Annotated in this window: 23 protein-coding genes and 1 other annotated feature; of the genes, 9 read left to right on the top strand and 14 right to left on the bottom strand. The window is 42.4% G+C overall.

Translation table 11 applies throughout. The features are described 5' to 3' along the window. Positions 1 to 6: 6 nt before the first annotated feature. Positions 7 to 912, top strand: coding sequence for a nuclease-related domain-containing protein (locus Len3610_RS02315; RefSeq protein ID WP_176446534.1), 906 nt, complete (start codon positions 7 to 9; stop codon positions 910 to 912). Positions 913 to 964: 52 nt separating this feature from the next. Here the strand turns inward: Len3610_RS02315 and Len3610_RS02310 are convergent, their stop codons facing one another. Beyond that, positions 965 to 1,594 (bottom strand): hypothetical protein, encoded by a 630-nt coding sequence (locus Len3610_RS02310; protein WP_176446533.1) that lies wholly within the window; start codon positions 1,592 to 1,594, stop codon positions 965 to 967. 122 nt (positions 1,595 to 1,716) lie between these two features. Continuing rightward, positions 1,717 to 1,895 (top strand) — a binding site (T-box leader). A gap of 55 nt (positions 1,896 to 1,950) precedes the next feature. On the opposite strand from Len3610_RS02310, the gene trpS reads away from it, so the two are divergent. Further along, on the top strand, positions 1,951 to 2,946 hold the full coding sequence (gene trpS / locus Len3610_RS02305; RefSeq protein WP_176446532.1) for a tryptophan--tRNA ligase: 996 nt from the start codon (positions 1,951 to 1,953) through the stop codon (positions 2,944 to 2,946). 202 nt (positions 2,947 to 3,148) lie between these two features. On the opposite strand, the gene Len3610_RS02300 is transcribed toward trpS, so the two are convergent. The 5 genes from Len3610_RS02300 to Len3610_RS02280 form a co-directional block, all read right to left on the bottom strand. Then, positions 3,149 to 3,910 carry a YjbA family protein gene (locus Len3610_RS02300; RefSeq protein ID WP_176446531.1) on the bottom strand — a complete coding sequence of 254 codons (762 nt, stop codon included), beginning with the start codon at positions 3,908 to 3,910 and terminating at the stop codon, positions 3,149 to 3,151. Between the two features lie 474 nt (positions 3,911 to 4,384). After that, positions 4,385 to 5,623, bottom strand: a complete 1,239-nt coding sequence (gene fabF / locus Len3610_RS02295) for a beta-ketoacyl-ACP synthase II (RefSeq protein WP_176446530.1) — start codon at positions 5,621 to 5,623, stop codon at positions 4,385 to 4,387. Positions 5,624 to 5,653: 30 nt separating this feature from the next. Next, positions 5,654 to 6,595, bottom strand: coding sequence for a beta-ketoacyl-ACP synthase III (locus tag Len3610_RS02290; RefSeq protein WP_176446529.1), 942 nt, complete (start codon positions 6,593 to 6,595; stop codon positions 5,654 to 5,656). A gap of 91 nt (positions 6,596 to 6,686) precedes the next feature. Further along, positions 6,687 to 7,655: a BMP family ABC transporter substrate-binding protein gene (locus tag Len3610_RS02285; protein ID WP_176446528.1), complete on the bottom strand. Its 969-nt coding sequence runs from the start codon at positions 7,653 to 7,655 to the stop codon at positions 6,687 to 6,689. Positions 7,656 to 7,747: 92 nt separating this feature from the next. Continuing rightward, the gene (locus Len3610_RS02280; protein WP_176446527.1) at positions 7,748 to 8,317 is read right to left on the bottom strand and encodes a hypothetical protein; all 570 of its coding nucleotides are present in this window, start codon (positions 8,315 to 8,317) and stop codon (positions 7,748 to 7,750) included. An 88-nt stretch (positions 8,318 to 8,405) separates the two neighbouring features. On the opposite strand from Len3610_RS02280, the gene Len3610_RS02275 reads away from it, so the two are divergent. Further along, positions 8,406 to 8,585 (top strand): DUF2929 family protein, encoded by a 180-nt coding sequence (locus Len3610_RS02275; protein ID WP_369693633.1) that lies wholly within the window; start codon positions 8,406 to 8,408, stop codon positions 8,583 to 8,585. Between the two features lie 211 nt (positions 8,586 to 8,796). On the opposite strand, the gene Len3610_RS02270 is transcribed toward Len3610_RS02275, so the two are convergent. Continuing rightward, positions 8,797 to 9,171 (bottom strand): hypothetical protein, encoded by a 375-nt coding sequence (locus tag Len3610_RS02270; protein ID WP_176446525.1) that lies wholly within the window; start codon positions 9,169 to 9,171, stop codon positions 8,797 to 8,799. Positions 9,172 to 9,272: 101 nt separating this feature from the next. Between Len3610_RS02270 and Len3610_RS02265 the strand changes: the two genes are divergently transcribed. Continuing rightward, positions 9,273 to 10,088, top strand: coding sequence for an undecaprenyl-diphosphate phosphatase (locus Len3610_RS02265; RefSeq protein WP_176449524.1), 816 nt, complete (start codon positions 9,273 to 9,275; stop codon positions 10,086 to 10,088). A 718-nt stretch (positions 10,089 to 10,806) separates the two neighbouring features. Here the strand turns inward: Len3610_RS02265 and Len3610_RS20445 are convergent. The 4 genes from Len3610_RS20445 to Len3610_RS02250 all read right to left on the bottom strand — a co-directional run bounded on the left by Len3610_RS20445 (position 10,807) and on the right by Len3610_RS02250 (position 13,984). Further along, a complete protein-coding gene (locus Len3610_RS20445; protein WP_255259745.1) occupies positions 10,807 to 11,208 on the bottom strand; it encodes a transposase in 402 nt (133 codons plus the stop codon). Then, positions 11,115 to 11,837 carry an IS110 family transposase gene (locus Len3610_RS20440; protein ID WP_255259744.1) on the bottom strand — a complete coding sequence of 241 codons (723 nt, stop codon included), beginning with the start codon at positions 11,835 to 11,837 and terminating at the stop codon, positions 11,115 to 11,117. The genes Len3610_RS20445 and Len3610_RS20440 overlap by 94 nt, the downstream gene beginning before the upstream one ends. Before the next feature lie 491 nt (positions 11,838 to 12,328). Continuing rightward, positions 12,329 to 13,471: a TIGR04053 family radical SAM/SPASM domain-containing protein gene (locus Len3610_RS02255; protein WP_176446524.1), complete on the bottom strand. Its 1,143-nt coding sequence runs from the start codon at positions 13,469 to 13,471 to the stop codon at positions 12,329 to 12,331. Positions 13,472 to 13,744: 273 nt separating this feature from the next. Beyond that, positions 13,745 to 13,984 carry a DUF2249 domain-containing protein gene (locus Len3610_RS02250; RefSeq protein ID WP_176446523.1) on the bottom strand — a complete coding sequence of 80 codons (240 nt, stop codon included), beginning with the start codon at positions 13,982 to 13,984 and terminating at the stop codon, positions 13,745 to 13,747. A 230-nt stretch (positions 13,985 to 14,214) separates the two neighbouring features. On the opposite strand from Len3610_RS02250, the gene Len3610_RS02245 reads away from it, so the two are divergent. Continuing rightward, positions 14,215 to 14,907, top strand: a complete 693-nt coding sequence (locus Len3610_RS02245; protein ID WP_176446522.1) for a Crp/Fnr family transcriptional regulator — start codon at positions 14,215 to 14,217, stop codon at positions 14,905 to 14,907. A 47-nt stretch (positions 14,908 to 14,954) separates the two neighbouring features. On the opposite strand, the gene Len3610_RS02240 is transcribed toward Len3610_RS02245, so the two are convergent. Next, positions 14,955 to 15,161, bottom strand: coding sequence for a hypothetical protein (locus Len3610_RS02240; protein ID WP_176446521.1), 207 nt, complete (start codon positions 15,159 to 15,161; stop codon positions 14,955 to 14,957). A gap of 133 nt (positions 15,162 to 15,294) precedes the next feature. Here Len3610_RS02240 and Len3610_RS02235 point away from each other — a divergent pair, with 133 nt between their 5' ends. The 4 genes from Len3610_RS02235 to Len3610_RS02220 all read left to right on the top strand — a co-directional run bounded on the left by Len3610_RS02235 (position 15,295) and on the right by Len3610_RS02220 (position 17,388). Beyond that, positions 15,295 to 15,546, top strand: coding sequence for a DUF2249 domain-containing protein (locus Len3610_RS02235; protein ID WP_176446520.1), 252 nt, complete (start codon positions 15,295 to 15,297; stop codon positions 15,544 to 15,546). Beyond that, positions 15,543 to 15,758 (top strand): DUF2249 domain-containing protein, encoded by a 216-nt coding sequence (locus tag Len3610_RS02230; protein WP_176446519.1) that lies wholly within the window; start codon positions 15,543 to 15,545, stop codon positions 15,756 to 15,758. The genes Len3610_RS02235 and Len3610_RS02230 overlap by 4 nt, the downstream gene beginning before the upstream one ends. 19 nt (positions 15,759 to 15,777) lie before the next feature. Further along, on the top strand, positions 15,778 to 17,007 hold the full coding sequence (locus Len3610_RS02225) for a hypothetical protein (protein WP_255259743.1): 1,230 nt from the start codon (positions 15,778 to 15,780) through the stop codon (positions 17,005 to 17,007). A 78-nt stretch (positions 17,008 to 17,085) separates the two neighbouring features. Then, entirely contained in the window at positions 17,086 to 17,388 is a 303-nt protein-coding gene (locus Len3610_RS02220) for a metal-sulfur cluster assembly factor (protein WP_176446517.1), read from the top strand. 98 nt (positions 17,389 to 17,486) lie between these two features. Here the strand turns inward: Len3610_RS02220 and Len3610_RS02215 are convergent, their stop codons facing one another. Together Len3610_RS02215 and Len3610_RS02210 are read right to left on the bottom strand one after the other, a co-directional pair. Further along, positions 17,487 to 18,281 (bottom strand): ABC transporter ATP-binding protein, encoded by a 795-nt coding sequence (locus Len3610_RS02215; RefSeq protein ID WP_176446516.1) that lies wholly within the window; start codon positions 18,279 to 18,281, stop codon positions 17,487 to 17,489. A 3-nt stretch (positions 18,282 to 18,284) separates the two neighbouring features. Further along, entirely contained in the window at positions 18,285 to 19,271 is a 987-nt protein-coding gene (locus Len3610_RS02210) for an ABC transporter permease (RefSeq protein WP_176446515.1), read from the bottom strand. Between the last annotated feature and the right edge of the window lie 15 nt (positions 19,272 to 19,286).

Here is a 19,286-nt window from a genome sequence, read left to right as displayed (position 1 = left end):
GATGCTGTGCCTTATAAACCGCGTACAAAGCCACCCGAATTAATAACCCTCGAATTATTAAACTGCCGGATGAATTTCACCAGCCAAGAAAAACGTCATTATTTGAGTTTGAAAAAAGGCTATGAAGGAGAAAAGCAATTTGACACCTTAACCGAAAAACTGCAGTGTGATTGCCTGATTTTAGATGATTTACTGCTGGAAGTGAATAACACGACTTTTCAAATCGATTCTTTGATTATCACACATGGCAATGCCAGTTTTTATGAAGTGAAAAATTATACAGGTGACTATTATTACGAATCAGATAAACTTTTTAAAAAACCCAATTTACAAGTCGTTAACCCTCTTCATCAATTGAGCAGAAGTGAGACCTTGTTACGTCAGCTGCTCCTCAGCTCCGGATTCAACCTTTCAATTGACTCTTCTGTCATTTTTATTAATCCGGAATTCACCTTATACCAGGCGCCTCTTGATAAACCGATCATTTTTCCCAACCAGCTTAACCGTTATATGAATGAATTAAATGCACTGCCTGCAAAATTGACAAAAAATGACGTAAAACTTGCAGAGCAATTAGTGTCATTAAATATGTCGGATTCTCCCTTTGAACAGCTGCCTTCCTATGACTATGACCAGCTGCGAAAAGGAATTATCTGTCCAAACTGTCGCTCATTTTCTATAAACGTAGTTAGAAGAAAATGTATTTGTCAGGATTGTGGATATTCTGAACTCGCTTCGAACGCTATATTGAGAAGCACGAAGGAATTTAAAATTCTCTTTCCAAATGAAAAAATTACAACCAATATCATTCATAACTGGTGTCAGGTGGTGCCATCCAAACAGAGGATCAGAAATGTACTCCTGAATAATTTTACAAGATCAGGAGCTCATCGTTGGTCTTACTTCGAATAAATAAGAGGAATTCAGGTTATTAGCCCTTCAAATACTTAATGAAGGGCTTTTTTTATGGCGCAGGTTCACTACAAACCTCATCTCGTGATTTCCCTGCTTGATTCCATTCCCTTCCGAACGTGATGACACCTCTCTCGTGCTTTCCCTGCCTGATTTCGCTTCCTTCCAATCGTGACGACACCTCTCTCATGCTTTCCCTGCCTGATTTCACTCCCTTCCGAACGTGACGACACCTCTCTCGTGCTTTCCCTGCTTGATTTTGCTTCCTTCCGCACGTGACAAAGCCTCTCTCGTGCTCTTCCCGCTTGATTCCATTCCCTTCCGAGCGTGATGACACCTCTCTCGTGCTTTCCCTGCCTGATTTCACTCCCTTCCGAACGTGACGACACCTCTCTCGTGCTTTCCCTGCCTGATTTCGCTCCCTTCCGAACGTGACGACACCTCTCCCGTGCTCTTCCCTGCCTGATTGCGCTCCCTTCCGAACGTGACGACACCTCTCGTGCTCTTCCGCTGATTCCATTCCCTTCCGACGTGATGCACTCTCTCGTGCTTTCCCTGCTTGATTTTTGCTTCTTCCGCACGTGACAAAGCTCTCTCGTGCTCTTCCCGCTTGATTCCATTCCCTTCCGAACGTGACGACACCTCTCTCGTGCTTTCCCTGCCTGATTTCGCTCCCTTCCAATCGTGACAACTTCTATCACGTTTATTCTATTATTCAATTGTCGCAAACACTTACATCTGTCCAGATAAATTGTTCTCCTTGCATTTCAGGGTGTAGCAATATATAATGTTCACAAAACCGATTATCTTGCAATGACAAAGATTGAGTACAATGACCCGCTGGATTTACAGAGAGCTTGTGGTCGCTGAAAACAAGCACCATGGTTAATTGGAATTGGGCTTTGGAGCTTATTCTTAAAAAAGTGATCATGCATTTTTCTGTGTGATAAATAGGGTGGCACCGCGGTTCATTCGTCCCTTTCAAATGGGATAAATGGATCTTTTTTATTGTTTGGAAAAATGAAGGAGTGACAAAACATGCAAACGATATTCTCAGGCATACAGCCGAGTGGAACATTGACAATTGGTAATTACCTAGGAGCGATCCAGCATTTCATTGAGCTGCAGGAGGAGAGTGACTGCTATTTCTGCATTGTTGACGAGCATGCCATCACCGTACCACAGGATAGGCTGGAATTAAGAAAAAATATCCGCTCGCTGGCCTCACTGTATCTTGCTTCCGGTATAGATCCGGAAAAATCGACATTGTTCATTCAATCGGAAGTGCCTGCTCATACGCAGCTGGGCTGGATGCTGCAGTCGATCAGTTATATCGGAGAATTGGAGAGAATGACTCAATTCAAAGATAAATCGGCCGGAAAAGAAGCTGTGTCATCAGCATTATTGACCTATCCGCCATTAATGGCATCCGATATTTTGTTATATAAAACAGACGTCGTTCCTGTAGGGGAAGACCAAAAACAACATTTGGAACTGACGCGTAATCTGGCTGAGCGGTTCAATAACAAATTCAATGATATTTTCACCGTGCCTGAGATCAGCATCCCGAAAGTCGGTGCACGCATCATGTCACTGCAGGATCCGACCAAAAAAATGAGTAAATCGGATGAAAATGAAAAGGCGTTTATTTCCATGCTTGATGAACCGAAAAAAATCGAAAAGAAAATTAAAAGTGCTGTTTCGGATTCTGAAGGCATCGTAAAATACGATCAGGAAAATAAGCCCGGTATTTCAAACCTGTTGACGATTTACGCCAGCTGTTCCGGAGAATCGGTTGAAAATCTGGAAGCGAAATTTGAAGGAAAAGGCTACGGTGAATTTAAACAAGCGGTTGCCAACACCGTTATAGATGTTCTAAAGCCAATCCAGGACCGGTATTATGAACTGATTAATTCTAAAAGCTTGGATGACATTTTGGATACAGGGGCAGATAAAGCGGCCTTTGAAGCAAATAAAATGATCCGAAAAGCTAAAAAAGCTATGGGACTCGGACGTGTTAAGAAAAAACGCTGACGCATTTTTTCAGATGCCAGAGGTCAGAGGGTTTGGAAGAAATCGGCGATGCAGCCGATTTCCATATTGACAACGTCATCCGAATTCCATACTGCCTTTTAAATTAAGAAAAAACAATAGACACTAAAAGGGTGGGTTTGCGAATAATGCAATCCCACCCTTTTTACTCTTTTCAATTCAATTGGTGAACGGTTTTTTTCACTTACCTTAGTTTAGATGTGTTCTGCTCCTGCGTCTGCTCTGCTTCCCACATTTTTTCCAGAAATGGCTGGCCTTTAATCATTTTGAGGCATAAATCTTCGTGTGATTGACTCCAGCCATATTTAACGCCCTCATATAATGCATCCCAAACGGTTTCCTTATCCATATACCGTATATAAGGATACTGTTTCGGATCCCATTCCGTTAACCAATACCGGAGTTCTTCAGGATTATTCACTGTCCTTAACTGATCCAGAGCGATCATCAGCAGCTGCTTCAATTGACGCTCCCGCCGCGTCAGGCCATGAATAAGCTTCGGCTCCATTGACAGCATGTGATATTCCTTTTCGACTTCTTTGCCCTTAAAGTTAAACGATTCCGGTTTGGTCGTTTTAATCATGTCAAACACAAGCTGTTCCTGTCTTGGTATCAAGCGGCTTTTACGAACTGGTATTTGATAACCGATTGAATCGAATGCGATAATGTCATTACCATCTGTTACAACAGCTGCAAACTCAAGACTATTTCGCTCCTGTCCTTTACGGATATAAGCGCGCTTGTATATCTTATCCATCATGTCTTCCGGCAAATCGTGCATGTCATTTTCAATATGGTCATAGAGGTCTTCAGTTATGTATAACAATGGAACTTGATCAAGCAGCTCGATTCCATCATTTTTTCGCCATTCATGAAAGTAGCAGACACTATAACCATTTTCCTCACCTTCAAACCAGTTCACCCAGACATCGTGTAAATATAGCATAAACAACCCTCACTTTGAATGAATCATTTAAAGAAAATGTATTTAAAATACATTATGACCATGATGGAAAAAATTATTCGATTCACCGGAAATTAAAGGTTGTTTGGATAGCGAAATAACGTTATCGCCATCAAAATAATGCCAACAGGAAAAAAATAGCACTCGGGACGACCAGCTATGAAAATTAAGTAATCCAACCATGACACACCCACAGGCAAAAAATTCATATAAGCGATGATTGTGACGCCTCCTGATACCGTAAGCCCAAAGCCAACCAAAAAAAGAAATATAAGTACCAACTGCTCCCACCCACCTAGTCAGTAAACTGGTACAGCAGATCCTAGCGCTTGTCCACTCTGCTTGCTTGTCCATGTCTATTTAGTTCATTTTATGTCATGATCATCTCATTCATGACTATTTATTATTACTTGACTCAACAAAAAAACTGACTACCGGAGCAGTCAGCTTGTTTGCTTATTGATATTTTTTAAAAATAAGTGTGGCGTTATGGCCACCAAACCCGAGCGAGTTGCTCAAGACTACATTAACATCCTGCTTTCTTGCTTCATTCGGCACATAATCAAGATCGCAATCAGCATCAGGTGTCTCGTAATTCATGGTTGGCGGAATAACGTCATCATCAATTGCTTTAACTGAAATCACAGACTCTAATCCGCCGGCTGCACCAAGTAAATGCCCGGTCACACCTTTCGTTGATGTAATGGCCAAATTTCTTGCATGATCACCGAAGACATCTTTAACCGCCTGGGTTTCATATTTATCATTTAGAGACGTACTCGTACCATGAGCATTGATATAATCAACCTCTTCAAATGAAATGCCGGCATCCTGAATTGCCTGCTGCATCGCACGTGCAGCTCCTTCACCATTCTCTGACGGTGCAGTGATATGATAGGCATCACCGGTTGCGGCATAACCGATGATTTCACCATAGATGTGGGCGCCACGTTCAATGGCCGAATCAAGTGTTTCCAGGACTAAAATACCGGCACCTTCACCCATGACAAAACCATCACGCTCTTTATCGAATGGACGGCTCGCTTTCTTCGGGTCTTCATTTGTCGATAATGCCTTCATGGCGGAAAAACCGGCAAATGCCATATTCGTAATAGGCGCTTCTGTGCCGCCGGCAATCATATAGTCAGCATCACCGCGTTCAATGGCGTTAAACGCATCACCAATCGAATTGGCGCCTGATGCGCAGGCTGTCGTGGTACAGGAATTGATCCCTTTAGCACCCAACTGGATAGACACTTGCCCGGCTGCCATATCGGGTATCATCATCGGTACAAAAAACGGACTGACTCTGCGTGGTCCTTTATTCATCAGTTTCGTATGCTGATCTTCCAGTGTTCCCATGCCGCCAATCCCGGAGCCAACCCAGACACCAACACGGGCAGCATTATTTTCATCAATTGTCAGGTTGGCATCATCAACCGCCATTCGTGCTGCAGCAACGGCATACTGTGTAAATAAATCCATCTTTCTGGCGTCTTTCTTTTCCATATAATTTGTCGGATCAAAATCTTTCACTTCGGCAGCTGCAGATGCTGGTAATTCACTATGGTCAATCCGACTAATAAAATCTATTCCGCTGTTTCCGGAAACAACATTATTCCACATTGTGTCGACATCGTTACCATTAGGGGATATGGTCCCAAGGCCGGTAACTACGACTCTTCTTTCTGCCATATTTGCTTCCTCCTATAGATATTTAAATCATTACAGGCCCCAGCGTAAGGCAACAGCTCCCCATGTTAGCCCTCCACCAAAACCAACAAGAACGAGTAAATTATCATCCTTTATTTTACCACTTTTGACTCCTTCTGATAAAGCAATTGGAATAGAAGCCGAAGATGTGTTTCCATACCTTTTGACCGAGGTAGCCATTTTGTCTTCTGCAATACCTAATCGCTCGCGGGCTGCTTCCATAATTCGGATATTTGCCTGGTGCGGAATTAAATAATCGACATCCTGCTTATGATACCCGGCTTTCTCAACAACATTTACTGATGATTCCGGCATCTGTCTGACAGCAAACTTGAAGACTTCCCGTCCATTCATGAATAGAGAGTCGGTTTCTTGACTTTGATAAAGGTATTTTCCGCCTGATCCGTCAGAACCCAGTTCAAACGAAAGAATGCCCTTCCCTTCTGAAACAGAGCCGATAACAGCAGCTCCTGCACCATCCCCAAACAGGACACACGTATTCCGGTCAGTCCAGTCGGTAATTTTGGATAGCTTTTCTACGCCAACCACCAAAATATTTTGATAAGCATTTGCTTCAACAAATTGCTTGGCCGTAATCACCCCGTACATAAAGCCGGCACATGCAGCACCGATATCCATTGAAGCAACTTCTCTGGCCCCCAATCTTTCCTGCAGCATATTGGCAACAGAGGGGAAAGGTGTATCAGGAGTAACTGTGGCAACCAGGATCATATCAAGATCCCTTGCCGTCATGTTTGCTACTTCCAGTGCATTTTGTGCAGCATAAAAAGCCATATCCGATGTATCCATGTCATCATCAGCGATACGTCTTTCTTCAATTCCGGTTCTTGTCCTGATCCATTCATCATTCGTGTCAACTATTTTTTCAAGGTCTTTATTTGAAACAACGTTACTCGGAACATAATGCCCGGTACCTAACAGTCCGACGCCCATATTCCCATCTCCTTATCAACTATTGTTAATATCAATTCTTATGACTTGGTACTAATTTTAATGCAAACATAACGATTGTGCAAGATTTTATTTATTCTTCTTCCATTTCATGCGGGAGCAAGCCGGTATTTTTATACGCTTCTACTTCTTCATTCATTACCTGCTGAAATTCATCAGGTACGTCCGCGTTGAATTCCCCGAGCGAAATCATATCATCCTGGAAATCATATGTCGTAACGCCACCGCGAAGGTCACCTTCATTGAAATTATCTGCTGCCAGTATGTATAATTTCTCAACATGCTGTATCGTGCTCGTCAAAACCGTATCCTCGGCAATTTCCGATTGATCAGCTACATAACCAATCGCATATATCCCATCAGCACGCGCCTGTTCAATAACCGTGTTACTATATGCATTGCCTGCAGGATAAATAACATCTGCACCATCATCCCGCATCGTGTCATACATTTGCATCGCTTTTCTCTCGCCATTCCAGTCATTCACGTAATTAAAATGCACTTCTGCTTCTGAGTTCTGATATGTAACACCTTCAAAAAAACCTTCTATTTCCGGTTGCCATTCAAATGCACCAATTACCCCTACATGATTGGTTTCGGTCATTTCACCTGCCATCATACCAGCGAAAAAGCCCATAGCATGTGAATTAAAATTCAGGCTTGTCACATCTTCAGCGAATTGCCCGCCATTAAAATAGACGAAATGAACGTCGGGATACGATGCTGAAATCTCTTCAAAAAATTGACCATACGAGCTGCTGTGCCCAAATATTAAGTTCACACCGTCATCGACTAATTCATCGACAGCTTCCCGCACATCATGCTCTGATTTAACCCCTTCTTTATAAAATACGTCAATGTCGAATTCCTCCTCAATTGCAAGCAGCCCTTCATACCCTTTTCTATCCCATGGCTGATCATGAATGGACGACTCTACCAGCATCCCGGCATTTTGCAAGTTACCCGTGTCGAAATAATTGCTGCAGGCGGATAAAACAATCAATATGAAAGTTGCCAATACGCTGATCGCTAACTTTTTCACTATGTCCACTCCATTCCCGGAACTTAATAAGTTTGTACCTGACATTTTATCGATTTAAAAAACCCCAGTAAATGTTCTCATCCATTACATTTTCATAACAATTCGTAAATATTTTTATACATTTCATAGTGATGTTTGACGGTATTCAAGCTTTGATTAATAGGTCTATTGTTTCGGATATAAACGGTATTTTCAAGTTTTATTTTTGTTCTCTGCCTGTCGTGGGATGATTTGACCTCTAAAGTTGATGGCAGGTCCGATGAATGAAGCCATTGCAGGAGACTCTTTAAAAAACTGTCGATGTAGACACCCTCTGAAGCAAATTGCTGTGTGTCAAACCGAATAAATTCATGTTGGCTATACATGCCTTCCTGATTCATTGGCATCCATTCACCAAACACGAGCGGGAGTTTAATGGTTACCGGGCGATTTGTTTTCACTATCAATTCCCGATCATAAACACCAATTGTCGCATCGTATTCTTTGTCTCGTTGCGATGATACATGGCGAAACAATTCATTTCGCCCAACAAACATTGACAGATGCTCCTTTTTCCCTGTATTAATGTCATCCACTCCATCAATGTGATAACCATTTTCCAGTAAATGATTGACAATATGAAAACCAAGCCAATGAAAGCAATTTTCGATTAAAAAAACCATCCTGTACAACTCCTTATATGGACAATCCTTTTATTTTTCCATCTGATTTGGTAAACTGGATAAGGAAAGTTTAAAATAATGAGGTGTAATGAATATGCGATATTTTTGGTCATTTTTTTGGGCACTATTAATTAGTTTAGTTATTTCATTTATATTAGTAAGCATGGCAGGCAATGCATTTGCTATAGCAGATACCTTAGCGATGGCAGTCATACTTACACTTGCCACGTACATACTTGGTGAAGGCATACTGAAAAGTGAAAAATGAACAATAACTAAGCAGAATCGGGCATATGACAATTTCCTCCAGGAACCGAATGACAGAAATGGGGACCTGCTGGATTACTGAATTTACGATTCATTTCCGGCGAATAATATAACTGCATATGAATCAACCCTTGCCTTCAAGGTGATGGCAAGGGTTTTGTGTTTATGGGTTTCCAAGGCTTTCGTTAAATGAAGTCACTTCTGCAATTAATTTAATACCAAGGAAGGGTAGCCAGTGCAGTCAGGCCGGCCAATGGCAGTACCAGACGGTTGAATCTTCTTCTTGGACGGCCATAACCTGGATAACCTCCATAGCCGCCGTAACCGCCATAGCCGCCAAAACCACCGTAACCCGGGTATCCGTAACCAAAGCCGCCAAAATCACCTGGACGATGGTGCCAATTTTGATGCTGATCATGCCCCGACATGTGAGTATCCTGGCCTATCGGTACAGCCATATAGACATATTCGCTATCGAGACCGGTAATAATGCCATCGACTTGCGTTCCGTCATTCATTTCGGCAAGTACATAGGAATGCATATGCTGTTTGCACAATTCATACATATGTTGATGATTATAATTCATGTTTTCAACCTCCTCACCAATCAGGCTATTCATAAGCCTATAGGTTAGTGACACGTAAGGAGCGTTAAAATTAACGAATCGGAGGAAGTATTATGGAAACAATTGAAGCATTTTGGCTGCTCGTTAAATATATTGTGCTTGGTCTGATTCAGGGCTTCACAGAGCCGATACCAATATCCTCAAGTGGGCATCTCGTTATTATAAGGGATCTTTTTGATGTAGGGATTGATGGTCTTTCGTTTGAAATTATGGTGAATTTCGGATCCCTTCTGGCTGTTCTGGTAATTTACCGGAAAGACATTTATCGGCTTGTGGAAAATGGCATGCGCTACATAACGACACGGGCCGAGGACGCGAAAAGTGATTTTCAATTTATCCTGTTTCTGGTGATCGCAACAATTCCAACCGGGATAATTGGACTGCTATTTGAAGATTATATTGAGAGTCAGTTAAGCGGGGTTGCTGTTGTCGGGATTACACTCTTGATAACCGGAGCAGCTTTATGGATTATTCGAAATCTTAGAGGCCGTAAAAATGATGGTGGAATTACTGTCCGTGACGCTATTATCGTTGGACTGGCCCAGTCGGTCGCACTGGTACCCGGCATCAGCCGCTCCGGTGCCACAATCGTTGCCGCCATGCTTGTTGGAATGAAAACAGAGACAGCACTGCGCTTCTCATTTTTATTGTATATACCGGTCAGCCTCGGTATAACAGTATTATCAGTGGGTGATTTAATTGGCAGTGATAGTGATTTCAGTGTTGTTGCCATTCCTGCAATTCTGGCATTTGCAGCATCAATCATTGCTACCTACTATTCCTTGCGGTGGTTCATGAATGTTATGGCACGGGGTAATTTGAAATATTTCGCCTATTATTGCTTCGCTGTCGGCATTCTTGTCATCCTGTTTCTGTAGAATTCCGATAGCACATGTTTGCTGATTTTGACATAAAATCTATAGACTGCGACACAATTCTATCGAGGTTGGGTGCTCGTTCGTCGCTGCGGAAAAATACTCCCTTTCCGCGGGGAACGCTTCAGCCTAATACTAATGTCATGGGCTTCAACACCCAATATGCAGAACATCACTTCCAGCGGAGGAAATACGCGGAGACTGATATGAACGAAACTGTCAAGGACCTCCGCACAATTTTTTGAATGTGATTTTTGGACAACTTTAAGCGAAGGGTCTGAATTGGGCCCTTTGTTCAATAAGTAATATGCCATAAGCAGAAATGTGCAAACTAATGCCTTCTTCTTAGCTTGCCAAACCCTCCTCCTATATCTGAAGGATTGTCAAGTGCTCTCCTTGACGATCCTTCAGATATAGGAGATACTCATACAAAGCTAAGAAGAATGGAAGTTCCTCCTCTTCATAGGTTGTGAAGAAGAGAAATACACGGCATGAAGGCAAAAATCTCTGCTCCGGTTAAGAGACTGATATCCGTGGGTTCTCACATTATATCTTTCCGTATAAGGATCTGTCACGAACTCCTGGCGTGCGTTCACCAATGGCTGGCTAGCACAAGTCTCCGTCGTGCGTTATCCTTTACGGTTTTTATCTTTGCCTCCAAGCCCTATATTCCTTTCCTTTTCCCATTATCCTGCAGTTCAGTTTCCCGAATATATGCCTTTTATACGTAACTTAATGCCGCTTGAGTTTCAGTATCCGATTCATTGGCTATGGCCCAAAATGAAATCCTGCCAGTTTCTCTTGCAACGGCCGTGATGGCTTTTTCCGCTTTCCTTCCACGTCCTAATAGGCGGAAGTAATTTTTGTGCAGGCGGTTTTGTGCTTTCCATGAAATATTCAGGATATTCGTTGGCTGTCCTTGTTGCCTCTTTTTTAGCTCACCTTTCACGGCAGGCTGGTAACGATAGCTCCACGCCGCCTCTATTAATAATTTCCGTACATGACGATTTCCTGCCTTGGTGATATTTCCTAATCTGCGTAAGTCACCACTGGAACTTTCACTGGGGACCAGTCCATTGTAGGCCATAAATTGGTTAGGCGTTTGAAACCGTTCAAATGACATGATTTCGCAACCAAACTGGTAGCTGTAATGACTGCCACACCTCGTAAAGTCATGAGTTTTTGAATCATTGGCGCATGGACGCCTTCGTTGGCTTGTTCCTTAATCTCCTGTTCTAACACTTTCAATCGTTGCTGACATTCCTTCACCTGCTGCAAATATTCTTGGAATGCCACGCGAGAGGCAGAGCGTTCAATTTTTAAACTATCCAGCCAATCCCAATACTTTACTGTCCACCTTTTCGTACCTTGAGGCGTTTTAATCTCTTTTCTGAGAAGAAATTTGATCAATCGCTGTTTAGCTCTTAATTCATCTTCCTTCACATCCTCACGTGCCCGAACCAGGTCGCGCAAAGCTTCATCATCTTCTGTTGGTACATAGATAGGTGTTAACTCTCCCGAACGATAAAGCGTCGCTAAGTTCAAGGCATCCCGCTTGTCTGTCTTAACACGATCACCGGGCTTCTGAGGAATTAACGATGGTGCAACCACGTCACATTCAATATCCATACTCTTCAGGAGACGATAAAGTCCATACCCGGTTGGGCCAGCTTCATAACAAAATTGAAGTTGTTCCGGCATCCCTAATTTGCTTATTAATTTCCTGATTGCCTCTACTGTATAAGGAATCATTCCAATATACCTTGCCTTTGAGCGCCCTTCTTCCGCAACACCGACTGCAATTTTTTTCCTTTGACACGTCTAATCCATATTTGTGATATACTCCATCATACTAGCTCCTTTCGTATTATAGCTCTGATTTGGTTTGGCTTTACTAGTAATACAGTATGACCAAATTAATCTACGTTCTTACGATTAAGGGGCTAGTTTCGTTCATGATAACTCCTGCGGGAAAAGTGGCCAAAGTGAGACCCCGCAAGGCGAATGCCTGAGGAGGCTCACGGGTCACCCGCGGAAAGCGGAGCGTATTTCCGGAGCGGTGTCATTGCACTCGAAATATATTCTACGTCGTAATGTAAAGATTTAATGTCATAAACAACAATGTTTTAGAATTTATGACTAAAATTTTTTGGATATCCAAGTTGGTACATTTGATGTATTTTTTATCAGAAAACACCTTTTATTGGTTTTCGAAGGATACTGAAAAAACTTCTAACCGCAGATCAGTTAGAAGTTTTTTGTCTTTTTTCGCGTCTATGCTGTTCACGCCATGCTTTTGGAACGTAAACACAATACGGTTCGCTTTCCATGTAGTCGCCTGTCACATTATACGCGCGGGATCTTGAGCCTCCGCACACATGCCGGAATTCACACACACCACATTTGCCTTTATATTTATCCGGATTCCTGAGATTCTGGAACACTTCAGATTCGCGGTAAATCGTTGGAAGTGGATTCTGACGTACATTGCCGGCTTTTATCGGCAGGAGTCCGCTTGGGTAAACATCACCCGTATGGGAAATGAACACAAACCCATTTCCATCGTTGACGCCTTTTGGTGCACGTCCCAACCCATCGATTTGACCGGTTTTTCCTTTCATCAAGGCATCTTCATAGCGAATCGTATCAGCGCTGTTCTTATTTTCACGTATTTTACCCTGGATAACAACACGCCGGTAATGCTGGGCTGCTGTTGTTTTAATGTCAAATGGCACACGTTTGGATAGTTTATAAAGCCAGCGTAATACCTTTTCATGTTCAGCAGGTGAAATCATATCGCTTTCTTTACCTCTTCCCGTTGGTACGAGAAAAAAGACACTCCAGAGAACGCAATTCAAATCCTCAACCATTTGAGCCATTTCTTCCAGGTAGTCCACGTTATACCTGGAGATAACCGTATTAATCTGAAGAGGCATTTCCAGCTCATGCAGATACTTAATCGCATTCATCGTTAAATCAAACGAACCCGACGTACCACGAAAATGGTCATGAACCTCAGCACAATGGCCATCAATGGAAAAAGCCCATCTGGACAACCCAACGTCCTTTGCTTTTTGCATGGCTTCTTTTGTTACGTTTGGTGTAGCAGACGGTGTCATGGAAACACGCACACCTTTTTTGACGGCATATTCCACAATATCGAATACATCCGGACGCATCAGCGGATCGCCACCGGTAAACACAAGCATCGGATTATCCATTTCATAAATATCGTCAATTAATTTTTTGCCTTCTTCAAATGACAGTTCCAATGGATGCCGGTGGTACTGTGCTTCAGCTCTGCAGTGCAGACACTTTAATTCACAGGCACGTGTTAACTCCCAAATGACGATAAATGGATTTTCATTGTAGTCTCTTGGAAACATGATACCCCTCCTGAAAATGATTGCTGGATTCACTATACGCCTTTTGGATAGATAGAGGATGTGATTTCTTTCACTTATGTGGCATCTGTCATAAAATAGACATAATAGATTCAATCAGCGAAAAGGGCTTTTCCGCTGATAATAAAATTCAAAGGCTTAACGTGTCACAACGCTTAATGACCGGCAAACACGGACAATTATGCCCCGTTTTATGAGGGGTAATTGTTCAGTACATAAAGTCATCGAAATTGCTCCAAAAAGCTGCTCCAATATTTATTTTTTCCCAATTGCTACACGCCACATGGATGGTCCTTGCTCTAAATATTCCCATGAAAACGTGTCTTCACGTTCAATCATAAATTGATAATGCAGCGGTTTTGGATCATGATCATTGGAAAGTTCCATAAACTCTCCTGAATTCAAGCCATCGAACACTTCAAAGATTTTCGGATGCCTGTTGCGCGGATCGATTTCAGGTGCATGTATTTTGGCAGCAAATTGTGTATCATTCATTCCTAAATCCCTCCAAATGGAATCATTATTCTTTCTTCTCGCACCTTTATCATAAGCAGTGATCAGCCATGATGATGTGACAAGGGGCACCCTCTGCATATGATATTCATCACACACTCACAAAAGTTCACCAAATTGCAGTCATCAGGACGTTTATTATATGATAAGGTTAAATAGAATGGGGTAATATGATGATTATCCGCTAATTCCCTGCGAAAGGAGTAACCGCAATGAATACAGGTACTATACAGGAACTGCTTCAAAGAGTTCCATTGTTTAAAGATCTGACCGACCATGAGATTGAGCCGATAATCGACCTGGCTAAGCACCGTATGTATCGGCACGGCACACATATATTCATGCAAGCTGATCCACTGACTAATGTCTACTTTATTCACCAGGGAAAAGTTAAAATCTATAAAACCGACTTCCATGGAAAAGAACAGATTGTAAATGTCCTTCAGCCGGGAGACATGTTTCCGCATCAGGGCTTTTTCAGGCAGGACAATTACCCCGCACATGCTGAAATCCTGGAAGATGCGATTTTAATTTATATTCCAATTGAATCATTTGAAAATTACCTGATTAACCACCCGGAAATTAGTATAAAATTGTTTCGTGTGCTCGGTGATATTATTGTTGATTTACAAGCACGTCTGGAAGAAAAAATTCTGCATAACACATATGAACAAATTATTATGTTGTTATTACGCCTTTCCAAAGGATATGGAAAAGAAACAAGCAGCGGCATGATCAAACTCACAACCCAATTCACCAACCGTGAGCTTGCCAACATGATCGGATCCAGCCGGGAAACCGTCAGCCGCACACTGACCCAGCTGAAAAAACAAAGCCTTATTGCAACCGACAATTCCGGTGCTATTATTTTAGATATCGATGCATTGGAGGACGAACTGTTTTAAGAAAGATCATCCGCCTGGGTGGTCTTTTTTGATTAACGGCCCTTTCGTTATCCGCATGCAACTGGCGTAAAACCCCAATAGGGAAAAACGTTCCTGAAAGGTTTCCCGAATTTCGCTTTTCCTATATTATCTGGCTTCTTCTGCTGATATTTCTTCACTTCTGTTGATACTCCTGCTCTTCTGACGATATCTCCATTCTTCTGCTGATACTCTTGCTCTTCTGACGATATTCCTGCGCTTCTTCTGATTTTCACTAAGCTAAAGCAATCCTTCATCTCCACCATGACAAAAGTGTTAAGACATTAAAAATGTGACACACATCACTTCTTTCCTAATTGAAAATCATTATCATATAGGTAGACTTCAGAATATAGACGAGGTGATGTTATGCAGAAGCAAGAGAATATTGTGGAGCTTGACGTTCGTGAGGATTTGGCCATGAAAAAAGAACCGTTTGACAAAATCATGGGGACAGTTAAAAGCTTAAATGACGGAGAAGCTTTTATCCTGCATGCGCCGTTTAACCCCCTTCCATTGCATAAAATACTGAAACGACGCGGCTTTGTATATGAAACCGAAAAGATTGCGAAAAAGCATTGGAAAGTAACGTACACCAAGAAAGAAGGTGATGAAGAATGACGATTGATAATCGCGGGCTTGAACCGCCACAGCCGATGATGCGCACTCTGAAAGCACTGGATAAACTGAAAAATGGTGAATCACTGGCCATCATTAATGACCGCCGTCCGCTGTTTTTATATGAAGAACTCGATGATCGCGGGTATGCTCATGAAACAGAAGCTCAGGAGGATGGCAGCTTCAAAATAACGATAACGAAATCTGGTGATTAATATGGCCTCTGGCGGAAGCATGCAATCAAACACAAACATTAAGCTGCCACTGGCGTTTATTCTGTATGCCCTTGCAGCCTTTGTCATATCTCAAATTGTCCTTTTTATACACAATGATATTCTGGCTACGGGGCAGTTCCGGATCCCGGATATTTGGATGGGCGCCCACTTTCTGGTCCTGGGCTACGCAGCCATGATTGCAATGGGTGCGATGTATCAGCTTGTACCAGTTGCCTTATTGACACCGATCTGGAACCAGACATTCGGCTATATCCAGTTTATTATCACTGCTATTGGCGTCACGCTTTTTTCCATAATGCTGGGAATCGCACCTAACGAGGCATTATATGGCGGCATTATAGCCATTATTGGAATCATCATGTTCATTATTCAAATGGTCATCACGATTTCCAAACAGGAAAACAAAAATATGATGACAAGCTTTATCCTTGGAGCGATAACATGTCTCTTTCTGACAATTGCGGCCGGTTTTTTGCTCGCATGGAACCTCGCTGAAGGCGGAATCAGCAGCCATGGAACAATTCTTTCATCCCATATTGCACTTGGTGTTTCCGGCTGGTTCACACTTTTGATTTTTGGCTTTTCCTATAAGCTTGTACCCATGTTCAGCCTATCCCACGGGTATTCAATGAAATGGGCAAAGCCTTCGTTCATAACTTATATGGCAGGTTTGATCATGTTGATTGGTTCATTTTGGACAGATATTGCATTGCTCGAAACCATCGGCTGGTTTGTGCTGATGGCCGGATTCTTCTTTTTTGTACTTGATATACGGGAAATTCTTGCCAAGCGATTGAAAAAAAAGCTCGATAAACCTTTTTCTTTCTCACTTGTTGCCATCCTGAACGGCCTTGGTGTACATGTGCTTGCTTTCGTGTTTAGTATTTTTGGCATTCAAGAAATGTCTGTCTGGGGCTGGCTCATCTTTTTATATACAATGGCCTGGATTATATTCAGTATCCTTGGCTACCTTTATAAAATTGTCCCATTTCTGTGGTGGACACATAAATACTCAAATAAAATCGGTAAAGAAAACGTGCCAACACTAAAAGACATGATCAATGAAAAAAATAGTGTCATCTTATTCACACTCTTTATGATCAGTGTAGCCGGCCTGACGATAAGCGGACTGCTCTATATCAACGTGATGGTATTTATTTTCCAGGGCCTGCTTGCATTCACATCATTATTATACACATTGTCAATTATTCGGGTTTTGGTAAAGTGAAACTTCATTCAGTGGAGTGCTTTTCTTCACTGAATGATATGAGGGCGAAGAATATTTCACAGAAAGGAGCTGGCAGCTATGTTACTTGAGAAAAAAATCGGTGCGGCCTTATTTGAAGTTATCGACCCTGAACTCGGAATTAATATTATGGATTTGGGGCTCGTTTACGGTATCGCCGTTGATGCTGAAGATAACGTAAAAATTGTCATGACCCTCACAACTCCCGGGTGTCCAATGCACGACAGTATTATGAACGGTGTAAGACATCGCGTCAATCAGATAGAAGGTGTCGGTCATATTGAAATCGATTTGGTATGGGAGCCGGCATGGACGCCGGACAAAATTAGTGACCGTGCCAAGGAGCGACTTGGATTTGGCTGATCCTGGCAATCAATAAATAGAGTGATACGAAATTGATTTGTATCACCCTTTTATTTTGGTCGCGTGCTATAGAGACCTAACAAGGACATCCCTGCAATTCAGCCCAATATCGCCCGGTCACTTTCAAAATCACTTCCTCGTTTCTTCTGGAATTCCTGCATTAAATCCTCAATCGTGAGCTTCTGTTTTTCATCTTGGGCTAAATCTAAAATAATTTCCCCTTTATCCATCATAAGCAACCTGTCACCCAGGTCCAGTGCCTGCTGCATATTGTGTGTCACCATAAGTGTTGTCAGTCCAAATTTACCCATGACATCATGTGTAATATCAATAATCAACTCAGCTCTTGATGGATCCAGTGCAGCTGTATGTTCGTCCAGAAGCAAAATATCCGGTTCTGTGAAAGTCGCCATAAGCAAGGAAAGGGCCTGACGTTCACCACCGGAAAGTAGACCAACCTTTGCCGTCAAACGATTTTCCAGCCCTAAATTAAGTGTGGCTAAGTACGCTTTAAATAATTTTTTCCGTTTCTTCGTTACACCCGGTTTGAGCTTCCTTTTTTTATTCCTCGCATAAGCCATTGCTAAATTTTCTTCTATCGTCATGGCCGGCGCCGTTCCAGCCATAGGGTCCTGAAATACACGACCGATAAAATGCGATCGTTTATATTCCGGAAGATTGACGACTTCTCTGTCATTCACAGCGATACTACCGACATCCGGAATGAGATTTCCGGATACAGCATTCATCAGCGTGGATTTGCCCGCACCATTACTTCCGATAACCGTCACAAACTCACCCTTATGCAACTCAAGATCAATCGAGCGCAATGCCCGTTTTTCATCCGGTGTATTTTCATTAAAGGTAATGGATATGTCCTGTAACTGAAGCATTTCTTACACCTCGCTCGCTTTCTGCTGCAGTAATTCAGTCTGTTTTTTCATGCGCCTTTTCTTCTCATGACGCGCTTGAACTATTTTTGGCGTGATCAGTGCTGCTACGACAAGCAATGCTGTAATCAGTTTCATATCGCCTGTCTCCAAAAAATCAGCACGTAGCGCCATCGTTACAAAAATTCGGTAAACAATGGCACCGCCAATAACAGCCAACGTTGCTCTCGCAATTGTTTTGACGCCAAATATTGATTCCCCGATAATAACAGAGGCCAGGCCGATAATAATCATTCCGATACCCATGTTCACATCGGCGAATCCGCCATGCTGAGCAACCAATCCGCCTGAAAAAGCCACAAAGGCATTTGATATGCCAATACCGCTGATAATCAGGTAATCCGTATTTGCTGAAAGACTGCGGATCATTTTTTTGTTATTACCGGTCGCTCTCAGTGCCAGACCAACTTCTGTTTTCAAGTAATAGTCGGTCAAAATTTTGATTATGAGGGTAACAACTATCATAGCGAGAACAATAACCCATGTTGAGGGCGTCTGGTCCAAACCCATTGCTGTTAATATGTCATTGAAAAAGGCGTCGATACCTGTTGCTGCCCATAAGGATTCCAACTGTTGAAACAACGTTGTTTCGTTTAGCATGGATAAAGTGGGCTGCCCCAATATCCGCAAATTAATTGAATAAAGAGCTGTCATCATAATAATCCCTGATAATAAGGCATTAATTTTTCCTTTCGTATGCAGGATGCCTGTTAAACATCCCGCTATGAAACCAGCAACTGCAGCCATAATCGATGCTATGACAGGAGACACCCCATTTACAATTAACAACGCTGCTACTGCGGCCCCGGTAACGAAGCTCCCATCAACTGTTAAATCCGGAAAATCCAGGATACGAAAAGACAAATAAACACCAAGGGCCATAATGGCATAGATTAGTCCTGATTCAATAGCTCCAAATAATGATATAACCATGGTTGCCTCCTTATG

Origin of the sequence: Lentibacillus sp. CBA3610 (assembly GCF_013373365.1) — a bacterium.
GTDB lineage: Bacteria > Bacillota > Bacilli > Bacillales > Amphibacillaceae > Lentibacillus.
The sequence above is the reverse complement of the archived record's forward strand: the minus strand, read 5'-3'. Positions and strand labels throughout refer to the sequence as shown.